Consider the following 12,553-nt stretch of genomic DNA (forward strand, 5'->3'; position numbering starts at 1 on the left):
TTTTACTTAATTTCCTGTTTTCGAAAAATGAAACTCCCCAAAAACCCGAATACTAGAAATGTCAGGATTGGAACTACTACAAAAGTGAACACATCATCACTATTCCAATGCCCAATCTGATCAATGGTTATGATCGTCTCAAAAGACATAAATATAGAATTAGTAATGAAAGGTTCTAAAAACGCAACCTTGGCACTTAAATACTCTAACAAGCCCCCGATAAGACCAAAGAATAGAAGTAGAAAGCCTATTGCTTTTCCACTGTCAGTTAAGAGGGTTGAAAAGAGCGCCATAATAGAGGCGAAGGCTGCTGCATAAAGCGCAATCAATCCAATAGACTGTAAGTAAAATGTCCATTCAGGCATGGCATTGAAACCTTTATAAATCGCACTAGCGCCCATCATGAAAATCGGTAGTATTAATAAAATGATGATGGATCCAATCGAAAACACGGTCAACTTGGCAAAATATATCCGAATTCTACTATTGCCTGAAGAAGCGATACTTTTCATCGTTCCCATCGAATATTCACTCGCAATAAAGAAACCTGCTAAAATAGCTGGTAACAGCCTTACGATCTCATTGTTGATGGAGAGAATATAACCACGATAATAGTCGTTTCCATTAACACCTTCACCGCTTTGCAGTGTAAGAGGATACAAAACAGCGAAAGCGAGTAAGAACAATATCAATACCCAAAAAGATCGATCTTTTCTTAACTTATACCATTCTGATTTCAAGAGATTATCCACGTTTTACACCTCCGATGAGATGGGTGTAGTAGGTTTCCAAATCTTCTCCCATGGGCATGAATTGTTCGATAACCAAGCCTTCAGTTGTCAGGGCTTTTGAAATTTCTCCCGGTACATCTACAAATGCAAACAACTTAATTGATCCGTCTGGCATGACTTCAAAATTTTGCGTTGTAAAAAGCCTTTCTATAACGGTTGCCGCTTTGTCTGGATTATCTACCTTAATATGCAAATATTGCTGACATTTTTCATTTAGTTCTGTTGCCGATAACTGCTCTAGCAATTCCCCTTCATGAATGATTCCATAATGAGTTGCTAATAAATGGAGCTCACTTAAAATATGGCTGGAAATTAAGATTGTAATTCCATACTCTTGATTGAGCTTCTTTAACAATTCACGTATTTCGACTACTCCCATTGGATCTAGGCCATTTATGGGCTCATCAAGAATTAAAAATTCAGGATCTCCCAACAAAGCGATTGCAAGTCCAAGACGCTGCTTCATCCCTAAAGAAAAATTCTTGGCCTTCTTTTTTCCTGTATTCTGTAAGCCTACAAGAGTAAGGTTTTTTTCAATACATTCCTTCCCCGGTATTCCTTTTAATAGCCTATGCGCTTCTAGATTTTCAGAAGCTGTCATATTCGGATATAAGGCTGGTCCCTCAATGATTGTCCCAATTCGTTTTCTTGCTTCGATCAACTCTTGTTCACTGTTCTTTCCAAACAACTCGATCGTCCCGGTTGTCGGATAGGCAAGCCCACATACGACGCGAATTAGAGTTGACTTTCCAGCCCCATTTTGCCCAATAAAACCATATATGGATCCCTTTTTAATCGATACATTCACTTTGTTAAGAGCCATATTATTGTGATACTTCTTAGACAAACGATTGCTTTTAAGAACATATTTATTCATTATTTTTACCTCCTTCATGCAATGCTCTTAGTATAACTAGCAATACATAAGAAAGTCTTAAGCAAATCCTTAAGAAAACCTTAAGTTTTTAACCTATAACCCATACCCCAAATCGTTTCGATATACTCTTCATCAGAATTTGCCTTGGATAACTTACTTCTTATATTACTCATATGAACATTAATCGTATTATCATCACCACAGAATTCTTCATTCCAAATACTCTCGAACAAATTGGCTTTTGTAAACACCTTCTTGGGGGAGGACATCATTAAAAATAATATCTCAAATTCAAGCGCTGTTAATTTTACCTCATTCCCATTCACAGACACTTTTTTTGCATCTGTATCAACCATGAGATCTTTGTGGCAAATCTGTTTGGTTATTGGCACATTGACCACACGTCGATATCTTCTTAGGCAAGAATCGATTCTGGCAGAAACTTCTTCAATATCGAAAGGTTTCGTAATATAGTCATCCGCACCTGCCCTTAAAGCATCAATTTTTGTTTGTGTTCCCAACTTTGCAGAAATAATAATGACAGGTACATTACTTTCTTTAGTTACTTTCCTTAGAATTTCTTCGCCCGATAAGCCAGGAAGCATTAAATCAAGCAGAACCATATCCCAATTTTGACTTTCTAAATAAATTAGCGCCTCAGTCCCAGAGTAAGCTGGCTTAGGAGAATAACCATTTTTGCTGATAATATCACAAAGTAATCGATTAATATCTTCATCATCTTCAATTATTAATATATTTTTTAAATCATTCATCTTAATCATCCTCACAATTTTTATCATTCATTTAAATAAGATCTATGTCAAGGAATTCAATCTATAGAGCTTAATAAAAACTAATTGTTGATAAAGAAATGTCTGACCACTAGTCGGCGATAAATAAATCAGCCATTAGATGGGTTTTTGGAAAAAAGAAAAAAAGCTCAAAGTTAGTACTCCTATTATTGTATATGACATATATATTGCTGAAAATTAAATTCTCCCCTATAAGGGAAAAAGGATTAAGTCGTAATGAACCGTTTTCATTTTCAAGTAACTTTCCAAACAAGGCACTACTAAAAGCGTCTGCAAAAAAATTCAACAGAATTAGTTGCAGTAAAGAATACACTGGATCAAAAAATTGTCGAGTTAGAACATTATGATCAAATCGGCATCAATCAAGTCTATATTAAAAATTTTAATAAAGAATGGCTGTACGTCGACTGGCCTTCTCCACAAGAAGAATTAATAGCAAATTACCTCTTTGATGGGTATCATTTTGGCATTATGTTGGATATCACAGACCATCCAGCTGAGAAAATAGAAATCACGAAGTATAAACATATGGATAATGCCAAAAAGGCTAACTTCGAGAAAGCAAAAGGGAGATATGTAGGGATTTATTTTATTTCAGGAGGGAATCATATTATTTCCGATTCTCTAAATGCAATGACACGAATAAGAGAAAGTGGATATCCTCTGGCAGGGCAGGCTTTTGTCAAAGATATAGCAAGTGACTTTGTTAATTTTGAAGACGGTAATATTCCCTTTCAAATGACAATAAAATGGAACGAAATGTAAGCTTCCTAGTTCTTTTTGAAATCTTACTGTTTTCAAAGGGAATATAGCACTAGATGTCGTGATTGAGGGAAAGATAAAATGATTCTATATTTATTTGCTCCCAATGTTAACTAGAATGATAGCCTTTATTAAATCGATAATGCCAAATAAAACAAACTTTTAATCAATATAGATAGCGAGATTACTACTTTCTTCTGCAACAAACGTGGCAGGTGTTCAATAAGTGAAGAACTTTCTCGATGTTCAAAATATATAGTTAATATTTATATCATAATATTACTATATTTTATGTTATAATTAATTTATTAATTGTTGAAAGAGGTAAGAAAATGAAAAAAAGTAAGTTAATAGTAATTGCATTCACTTTAGTAGCGATGTTTACGTTCAGTAGCATAACATCAGAAGCTTCAACCTCAAAAGTTATGTGGGGTAAAACGGAATTAAAGAAGGGGCAAATTGGTAAAGTTACCATCTTAAAAGACACACCTCTATTACATATCGGTAAAGACCCTTCAGTTGATGGAGGTGCTGTTCGTGCTTTAAAACCTGGCGAAGAGTATCGAGTATATTCCACCAAAACACCAGAAGGATATGCACCTATGTACAATTTAGGCGGTGAGTATTATGTTGTACAAAATAGTAAATTAAATGGTGTAAATGTGAAATACGAAACACCATCTAAAGCAAAGCTTGCATTACTAGAAGATTCATCTGCAAAAGTAATGTGGGGTAAAACGGAACTTAAAGTAGGACAGATTGGTAAAGTAACACTTTCCGCAGATGTGTCAACATTTAATGCAGATGGCACTAGTAGAAAAGAAGTGTTACCAGCGGGTGGAGAGTATCGTGTCTATACGTTCGTATTAGATAATCACGGAGGAGGATATGGCTTAGGCGGCGGATTGTTTGTCAATATGGACGGTGCTTTGAAATATGAAACACCATCTAAGTCCAAGTTAGCATTACTTAATAAGTAATAATTTAATAGAATAAAATAAATAGAAGGATAGATATTATACAATGTAGCCCAGTTTATAATCTGGGCTATTTTTTATGGAGGAAAAATTGTGTTTAGTGAATGCGAAGATAGAATTTTTTACCACTTAATAGTTGATTCTCTTGAGTGAAACTGTTGAAACTACTAATTTCGTTCTTCAACTAATGAGGTGCTATTCTTCAAGAAGGAGTAAAGCCTTTTTTCTTATCGATCTAACGCAGCAGTTTAGTTCAATACGAAAGTGGAAGGAAGTGAATGTTGTGATTCGCGTTGCAGAATTAGGAATTTCTTTAATCCAATATTTGCGATAATTATTTGCGTAAATTTAGTTACTATTATTGAAAAAGTATAAAATAATGAAGATACCTTTATCTATATCTTATTAAGGTCTTGTTAAACTCTCAAGTGCTTTACTTGAAGATCGTTGAGCTATCTAGGTTGCTGTATTTTCTTATTGAACTAAGCAGCAGCTTAGTGAAAGAAGTGTTTCATGGATATAAATAAAAAATCCTTTTCTACATGTTAGAAAAGGACACATAAAGTATCAAGACCATTAATAAGGAAATCTACTCGTAATTAGCCAGATAATTCCCTTCTTCAAGAATTTCTCTCGGACTTTTGGAAGTCCATTCTTCTACTGTCGCATCGGGATGCAAGTTTAAGTAAGATCTAATCATTTTATAGCCTTCACTATAGCCATAATAATCGGGTAAACCTTTAGAGCCACCTAATATAAAATCATTGGTACCACTACTTTCAAGATATGTTTCAATCTTACTCCAGTATTCTTTGTTAAAGCTTTCGTCAAGCACCAAATCCTTACTATTTGTATCAGGGTATACTAAGGTTTCAAACATTATGGCAGACCCCTCCATAATTATATTATCTAAAACTGTCATGAAATAATCTTCCGTAAAATGTTTTTCGGTCCAAACACTATGATGATATTCATGCGAAATACCTGATTTAGTATAATTATCGAGTTCGCTCAATTTAAAATAATTATTAAGCTCACTGAGAAAGACTGTAATTTTCCCTGTTCCTAATGTCATCATGTCAGAAGGAAATCTTTCATTTTCAGGAAAAACACATACTGTTGTTTTTTTATTTGAGGAAAGTACGTCAGATGATTTGACAAGGGATTCCTCAAATAACTTATTCATATAATCTTTATCCAGTGATTCAATTTGAACTCTAATATTATTAAAATCACTTTCAGCCGGTGTCCATTCAAATACACTAAATTTATCATATTCTGCATCTTTAAAACAAGCATCATATATAGGTTCGATAATTACCTGTTGATATAATTGGTTTAGTGATTCATCTGGATTATCCTTTACAGTTTCAAAATAGTTATTATAAAGCATATAAGCATGAATTATAGTAAATTCTTGGCCTGTATTGGGGTTTTTAAAAGAGTAGGATATATTTTGTTGTTCATTTTCCATAATGATATTCTCATGAGATTTTTCAGTTTGCTTACAGGCTGATAAAATAAAAAATAATAGAAGTATACAAAATGAAACAAAAACTTTTCTTGTGATATTCATAAACTTCATCTCCCTTTTCAATATTGACCTATTTCCTATACATTCCATTTTGTCTAAAAGTTTCATTAATTTAAACTATTAATTTTAATAAGATAAAACAAAACCTACTTTTAAGATAATAGGTCGGCTTGGTATAGTTGGAGGGAAGAAGGGAGACTACCTTTCCAATTATAAATAAGACCTTTATGAGAAATGTACTTAAGCTAACGAGTGTTTGGTAATATATGGCTATCATTTCGATAGTCTATTTTTATGTCCAGCACATTAAGTTGCTCCCAAAGATGCATTGTGAGGTGAAGAAGCAGGTTTGTTTGAGATTGTGTTGAATAAGTTAATATATGTAAATTATTGAACAATTTGCTTTACTTCAAGTCTGTGGTGGCACTTTTTTCTTGCCTTAATGCAGTAGTTTAGTTCTATAAATCACTTTATTGCTTGAAATTTTTATAGTAATTAAAGGGTTAGAGGGACTTGAAAATAAAGCTAAAAAAGAGAAGATCAAACATTAATATGTCTATTGTTTTCGGTAGACTATAAGTAATGACCTGCATTCTTTCTGGTGAAGTGATTTTGTGGTTCATGGATGGCTAACTGGTGCGTTTCTTAAAAAAGGAATGCTTTTTTCATATGCAACTAAAAGGAAGTAAATGTTATTATTATATTAAAAATGGTTACTCTTCTATCATGAGTGGAGAAAGCTTTGATACGATATATTCCACAATATATAAAAGGGGAATTTTTGATGCGCACCACTGCATATGACTTATAACTAAATTAAGTTCTTGATATATCCCATCAAGGACATATTATGAAACAGTGCTAATAAAGGAGTTGTATAAAATGGATGAAAAAAAAGATACAGAAATAAAACGCTCTTCACAAGCAGAGAACATTCTAGCTCAGATCAATAGTAAAACTAAGCTTGGCGACTTACGAAAAATTGCGAAGGACATTAAGAAAGATCACGAACTAGCTATGGAACTTTGGTCAACTGAAGAGTTTTTGCCCAGACTATTAGCAATCTTAATTATGGACAAAAAACTTCTTTCACAAGATGTGTTAAATGAGCTTGATAAGGATATGCAGACTCACACTTTTGATGAGCGAAATAACTTAATGGATTGGTTAATGGCTAATCAGCTTACCAAAGAAAAGAAGAATATTGCATTGATGGAGTCATGGGGAAATAGTCCTTCTGCTCTTCAAAGGCGAGCTTTCTGGTATTATCAAGGGAGATTGAGATGGACTGGGCAAACACCGCCTGATAACACCTCAGCCTTGCTATCTGTATTAGAAGCTAATATTACGAAGGAAGAGCCGGAAGTTCAATGGGCTATGAATTTAACCGCAGGCTGGATAGGCGTTTATGATGAAAAAAATCGTGCACGTTGTATTAAACTTGGTGAGAGAACTGGCCTTTACAAAGATGACATAGTATCAAAAGGATGTACTCCCAACTATTTGCCAGAGTTCATTATGATTGAAGTTAATAAGCGAAATAATGAAAACTAACCTGAATTTGTATTTATTTTTAATTAAACGCCTTCAACACGTTTGTTTTGTTGGTAACCTACTATACTAGCAGATCAAAATACAATGAAATTGATCTTAGACAGACCTATAAATAGGTAGTCAGAAACCATTTGTTAGAGGAGTTTGTGAAACATTTTCTATTTTAACTCAAGCGACAGGTTAGTTTATGAAGGAATGGGGTTTTATGTTAGGATATTGCATTTTAATCTTTATTAATTGGACTTTGTAGCATATTAACTGCTTGCAATAATACAGAACCCGATATTCAAGTTAATACGATTATTTCGAATGTTACTTCTGAGTTTAGGAGGGAAAAATGAGTCCGAGGACAAAAAGACTTGAAAAACCTTACTTTCAATTTTTCTATGGAACATGGAGAAAGGGTAAAAAGAAAAATTGAAATGTTTAATGAATGGAGAACTTTGCTTAATGAGTATGATCTGTTGAACGGGATTGGGGGGGGAGATAGTACTTCACAAGATAATGTTGAGGAGAACTTTAACAATCTATGATCATTTTATGTGATGTAGATTACTGTATAATTTCATAAAAAATGTCTTTTTCTATTTTTTTCTATGGTACTATCAAAATAGTAGTATTTTGAATGGTAAAATTGTAAATTTAAGACGGAAGTAGGAAATGAAATGGACAAAAATCAAAAGTTGTATGTTTTTCTTAAAAGTAAAACATGGCAATTAACAGAAAGATGGTATGAGAATCTAAACAAAGAACAAAACGGTATTTATGGTACTTCTAATCCAAAAGAAATACAATTGCTTAAACAACAGAACCATTTATTCCATGAAAAATTTGTTGAAATGTTTAATAAATCAGAAGAAGTATGTGAAAAAAGTTTTGATGATTTTATTACAATAGTTGTTAATGACGTAGGTCACCAACATACTCCACTCACAGAAATAATAGGGGAATTTTTTAATCAACAGCAACTTTACTTGGAATTGCTAGAAGAATTTACGGGTCAGTATCCTAACGAACTTTCAATCAAACAGATAATAGCCTATACGAGCGCAATATTGTCTACAATCAATAAGGTTATTCTCAAATTTACTAATGAATTTATTGAGCAGTCCAAATTAAGATTAAAATCTCAACAAGAGATGATTATAGAACTAAGTGCACCTGTCATTAAATTTAATAGCACTACAGCTTTATTACCACTAGTTGGGGAAATTGACACATATAGAGCTAAAGTAATTTTAGAATCAACATTAAAACAATGTACTAATTTGCAAATCAATCACTTGTTTATTGATTTGTCAGGTGTACCTATCGTAGACACAATGGTTGCACATGAACTTTTTCAAATGATCAATGCACTGAAATTAATTGGAGTGAATACTTCAATATCAGGATTGCGTCCAAGTATAGCACAAACAACAGTACAACTAGGGATTGATTTTAAGGATATAAAAACATTCTCTAGCATTGAACAAGCTATGAGTAAACATAATAATCAATGATAAGGGCGTTCCAATAGGGACGTTCTTTTTAATAATTAAAAAGGAGTGACAGTGTGACAAGTGGAGTAGGTTCTCTCCAAGAAACTAATAAAATAATATGAATTATTCCATGAATGAGTTTTAGCTAGATTAATAACTTTAGAAGAAAGCAAGAGAATTGCTGGGGAGATTCGTTGATTATTACTTTGGTACAGATGATAAAGAAATTATGATGAAAGAAAAAGGTAACTTTGAAACTATTAAGCTTAAGAGCGAAAATAGCGCATGGCTTTAACGGTACTCATTTGATGAGGATAGGTTACAACAGTTTCAGTAATAGCATCCTTCATGATTTAATTTCAGAATTGCTTTTATTAGGTATGCCTCTTTGATTTTTCCAAATAAAATCCCCACTTAATGTATTAGTACCATTTTTTAGACTCCAGCTTTTTAATAGCAACATTTACTTTCATATAGCAAGTTCTCTCATTAAAGATAAAATCAAACTACATATTCATTACTATCTATTTAACTACTATTCTCTTTCTATGATAGTGAATGAGTCATGATCTATTATTTATTTATTAATTCTTATGGTTTATTTTTTTGAATATTATCACTTCTCCCTTTACCTTCGTGAGTATAAATGGAATATTATAACTATTAATAGTTTGCTAGAGGGGGAGAAGAATGTTCACCTGTGGGGAAATAATGTATAATAAAGAATATTGTGAATTGATTATTTGTACATGCTCGATGAGGCAAATCCTATGAAAATATTGGATGTAGATTTATTTCAAGATGGGATACAGCGCAATATTACTATGTTAGATAGGCTAAGCAGTGAAATGAAAGCAATCCACCATGCAGTGGAGGGTCTAGTTCAGATGGAGGATCAATTAAAGGGAGCGGGAGGTAATGCCATCCGCTCTTTTTACCAGGAATGCCATTTACCGTTTCTTCACTTTTTCCAGTTGTTTTCTGAACAGTTTAAACAAGTGCTTAACCAGATGGAGGCAGCACTTCATTCACTGGAACCTGATTCCTCCGGTTACATACTCGAAACATTCCTTGAAGGAGAGCTAGAACAGGGACTAACGCTTATTAGTGAACTCACTGCTAGCTTGACGGATGAGGCAAATAGTATCATGGATCAAGTGAGTGATATTGTTGCCCTGCCACATTTAGACGATAGCGGAGTGCAAGAGGGAGTCATTAGTTCTAAAAGAAAACGGGATGATACCTTAATGCAACTTTATGAATTTGATGCTCTTCAGACATATGCACTAAATCCAATTGAACAAGGCTTGCAGACGATGGACACGTGGCTGACAGATATGGAAGGGCTGTTCCAAGCTGGGGTCAAGGATATAAACTTTTTGCCGAGTCAGTGGGATGTCCTTACGTTTAGAAGTGATATTAGAACAGAGCTGTTCCCAAAAGTATTCTTAGATCCAAATTACTTATGGGTAAGAGAACAGGAACAGCTGATTGGTGCAATGATTACTGCACCGACTTTTCAAGCGATGCATGGAAAGAAAGTTAAGACTATTGAAGAAAACGTAGCGGAAAATGTAAAATATCATGCGTATGATAATGGTTTACTCATTAAAGAGTATGTTGTAGGGCAAACAGTTTTCTATGAAGTTGTTTCCAAAGTTGAATATAAGGAAGAAGAGACCGTTAAAGTCGACAAACCGAAAGAAAACAAAATACTAGATTCTTTACAGTTTGGTTTGGATATAGCGGGGCTTATACCTGTTGTTGGTGAAATAGCAGATGGGGCAAATGGTCTAATCTATACGGCAAGAGGGGACGCATTAAATGCGACACTTTCTTTTTCTGCGATGATTCCAGTTGTAGGTATGGCTAGTACCGGTGGGAAACTTGCTGTAAAAGGAAGTAAGGCAATAGAGGAAGCTCAGGATGCAAGCAAAGCGGTGGATAATGTTAATGATGGAGCTAAGGGTATAGAAAAAGGTAAAAATATTAAGGACTATAAAAAGACATTCTTTAATGAGTATCCTGACCTTAAAGGTAGTGTTGTGGTACATCATGCAATTGAGCAACAAATATTAAAAAGACATCCTAATATATTTTCACTTGAAGAAATACATGCTCTAGAAAACCTGAGAGGGATACCAAAAGAAATAAACAGTGATATACATTTATCAAAAATAAGAAGGGATTGGAATAGATTTTATAGAAATAATCCAAATCCTACAAAAGAAGAAGTAATAAATTATATGATAGAGTTAGATAAGAAATATGGTGGAAATTTTAATCCGCCAGTGAAAAGGTAAGTTTGTGGTAGGAGGAGTAAACTAATGATATTATATTTTTTAGAACCAGAAGTATCAGGTGGTCATGGTGAATATACCATTTATGGAACAGAAGAAGAAATTGCAACAGAGGGTATATCAGAAAAGGTAAAATATTTACATTATGAATTTGAAGGATGGCTAGGAGATGACCTTTTAGAGTCAACACCAGCCTTCATCGTGTCAAGTAAACTTGGAACAGAATTAGAGAATAGTGATTTTATCGATTACAAACTTGAAGAGTGTTTGATTACAAAGTCAGATGAGTTTATAGAAATGTATCCAGATAAAGAAATACCTAAATTTAGCAGATTTATTCCGCTTGGTAAAATTGAAGTAGAAGAAGAGAACTTCAAAAACTGGTCAGGGCATCATTTCTGTTTATCACCGAAAGGCGAGTTAGTTGTAACTCAAGAAGCATTGGATTTTTTTAATAGGTTTTCAATAGATAATTGTTTTATTACACCTCTAACACAGGAATAAATTATATAAACCTTAGAGATATAGACAATCTCTAAGGTTTTATTTTGGGAGGGGAGTACGAATAGTTCATTTTTTATACGGAGAATATGAGTGACCCCTGTAAGCCCTATATTATGTTTTTACAATTATAAAGTACGTACACACATTTAAAATGTATGCCCTATTTACCCTTTATTTTGTTAAGCAAATAACCATAATTACATCAGATACCACCATTTCTATTCTTCGAAGCCCAACCTTCGCTTTCCCCCTATCTTTTATATTTATTCGCAACTTTTACGTACATAGAACGACTAGTACAAGAGGACTACTCCACCTCGATTAACTCCTGAATGTCGATGTCTATCACTTTGCATACCGTTTCTAATGTCGATAAATAAACCCTGTCTACGTTGTCTGAACAAAGATGGCTGATTGTATTTGGTCGCAGACCTGTCATTCGTGCCAATTCACGTTGTGAAAGGTCACGTTCTTTCAAGATTTCTTTTTTTTGATAACCATTCGAATCATATGTTGTTTGTACAAGTCGCCGATCTGTTGATATCGTATCTCCTTTTGTACGTGTTGATCCTCATTCTTTTTCCAACGGACAAAACTTCTTTTAATTCTTCGACTAATTGGATAACTCATTTGGCGTCGGTTCTTTTCCAATGCTGCGTACTTTTTTAAAATCTAAATCGACTGTTTCAAATACCGAATCTCTGCCTGCAGTTTAGCAGTCTAGCTGAGCAAGAACGAATTAATAAGTAAGTATAGGGTGATAAATTTGTCAACAAAAGAAGCAATGAAAATATATTTTCAAATGCGGAAAGAGTTAGCATCTGAAGGTTTAGTCGTCTGGACATTTGTAATAATCATCTACGAGATGATTAATGACTCTTTTTTTGGTGAAAAAAACCATTTAATAGAGTATTTTAGGTTCTGATATATTACCTATACATGTTTGCTTTTATACATATTG

Annotated in this window: 12 protein-coding genes; 7 read left to right on the plus strand and 5 right to left on the minus strand. The window is 33.7% G+C overall.

Features of this window, described 5'->3' with window-relative positions; all coding sequences use genetic code 11:
• Positions 1 to 2 precede the first annotated feature (2 nt).
• The 3 genes from ACQCPR_RS07215 to ACQCPR_RS07225 all read right to left on the minus strand — a co-directional run bounded on the left by ACQCPR_RS07215 (position 3) and on the right by ACQCPR_RS07225 (position 2,441).
• A complete protein-coding gene (locus tag ACQCPR_RS07215; RefSeq protein ID WP_427138629.1) occupies positions 3 to 752 on the minus strand; it encodes an ABC transporter permease in 750 nt (249 codons plus the stop codon).
• Positions 745 to 1,668: an ABC transporter ATP-binding protein gene (locus tag ACQCPR_RS07220; protein ID WP_427138630.1), complete on the minus strand. Its 924-nt coding sequence runs from the start codon at positions 1,666 to 1,668 to the stop codon at positions 745 to 747. The genes ACQCPR_RS07215 and ACQCPR_RS07220 overlap by 8 nt, the downstream gene beginning before the upstream one ends.
• Positions 1,669 to 1,748: 80 nt before the next feature.
• Entirely contained in the window at positions 1,749 to 2,441 is a 693-nt protein-coding gene (locus ACQCPR_RS07225; protein ID WP_427138631.1) for a response regulator transcription factor, read from the minus strand.
• Positions 2,442 to 2,951: 510 nt separating this feature from the next.
• Here ACQCPR_RS07225 and ACQCPR_RS07230 point away from each other — a divergent pair.
• Both ACQCPR_RS07230 and ACQCPR_RS07235 read left to right on the plus strand, forming a co-directional pair.
• Entirely contained in the window at positions 2,952 to 3,245 is a 294-nt protein-coding gene (locus ACQCPR_RS07230; protein ID WP_427138632.1) for a hypothetical protein, read from the plus strand.
• Positions 3,246 to 3,574: 329 nt separating this feature from the next.
• Positions 3,575 to 4,222, plus strand: coding sequence for a hypothetical protein (locus ACQCPR_RS07235; RefSeq protein WP_090562198.1), 648 nt, complete (start codon positions 3,575 to 3,577; stop codon positions 4,220 to 4,222).
• Between the two features lie 586 nt (positions 4,223 to 4,808).
• Here the strand turns inward: ACQCPR_RS07235 and ACQCPR_RS07240 are convergent.
• On the minus strand, positions 4,809 to 5,795 hold the full coding sequence (locus tag ACQCPR_RS07240; protein ID WP_427138633.1) for a DUF2268 domain-containing putative Zn-dependent protease: 987 nt from the start codon (positions 5,793 to 5,795) through the stop codon (positions 4,809 to 4,811).
• Positions 5,796 to 6,635: 840 nt separating this feature from the next.
• Between ACQCPR_RS07240 and ACQCPR_RS07245 the strand changes: the two genes are divergently transcribed.
• The 4 genes from ACQCPR_RS07245 to ACQCPR_RS07260 all read left to right on the plus strand — a co-directional run bounded on the left by ACQCPR_RS07245 (position 6,636) and on the right by ACQCPR_RS07260 (position 11,592).
• On the plus strand, positions 6,636 to 7,307 hold the full coding sequence (locus ACQCPR_RS07245) for a DNA alkylation repair protein (protein WP_427138634.1): 672 nt from the start codon (positions 6,636 to 6,638) through the stop codon (positions 7,305 to 7,307).
• A 665-nt stretch (positions 7,308 to 7,972) separates the two neighbouring features.
• On the plus strand, positions 7,973 to 8,809 hold the full coding sequence (locus tag ACQCPR_RS07250; RefSeq protein ID WP_427138635.1) for an STAS domain-containing protein: 837 nt from the start codon (positions 7,973 to 7,975) through the stop codon (positions 8,807 to 8,809).
• A 749-nt stretch (positions 8,810 to 9,558) separates the two neighbouring features.
• Positions 9,559 to 11,091 carry a T7SS effector LXG polymorphic toxin gene (locus tag ACQCPR_RS07255; RefSeq protein WP_427138636.1) on the plus strand — a complete coding sequence of 511 codons (1,533 nt, stop codon included), beginning with the start codon at positions 9,559 to 9,561 and terminating at the stop codon, positions 11,089 to 11,091.
• A 24-nt stretch (positions 11,092 to 11,115) separates the two neighbouring features.
• Positions 11,116 to 11,592 carry a hypothetical protein gene (locus tag ACQCPR_RS07260; RefSeq protein ID WP_427138637.1) on the plus strand — a complete coding sequence of 159 codons (477 nt, stop codon included), beginning with the start codon at positions 11,116 to 11,118 and terminating at the stop codon, positions 11,590 to 11,592.
• A gap of 307 nt (positions 11,593 to 11,899) precedes the next feature.
• Here ACQCPR_RS07260 and ACQCPR_RS07265 read toward each other — a convergent pair whose 3' ends face one another.
• Positions 11,900 to 12,073, minus strand: coding sequence for a helix-turn-helix domain-containing protein (locus tag ACQCPR_RS07265; protein ID WP_427138919.1), 174 nt, complete (start codon positions 12,071 to 12,073; stop codon positions 11,900 to 11,902).
• Between the two features lie 285 nt (positions 12,074 to 12,358).
• On the opposite strand from ACQCPR_RS07265, the gene ACQCPR_RS07270 reads away from it, so the two are divergent.
• Entirely contained in the window at positions 12,359 to 12,517 is a 159-nt protein-coding gene (locus ACQCPR_RS07270; RefSeq protein WP_427138638.1) for a hypothetical protein, read from the plus strand.
• Positions 12,518 to 12,553 lie beyond the last annotated feature (36 nt).

The organism is Psychrobacillus psychrodurans (assembly GCF_050209195.1).
Lineage (GTDB): Bacteria > Bacillota > Bacilli > Bacillales_A > Planococcaceae > Psychrobacillus > Psychrobacillus psychrodurans.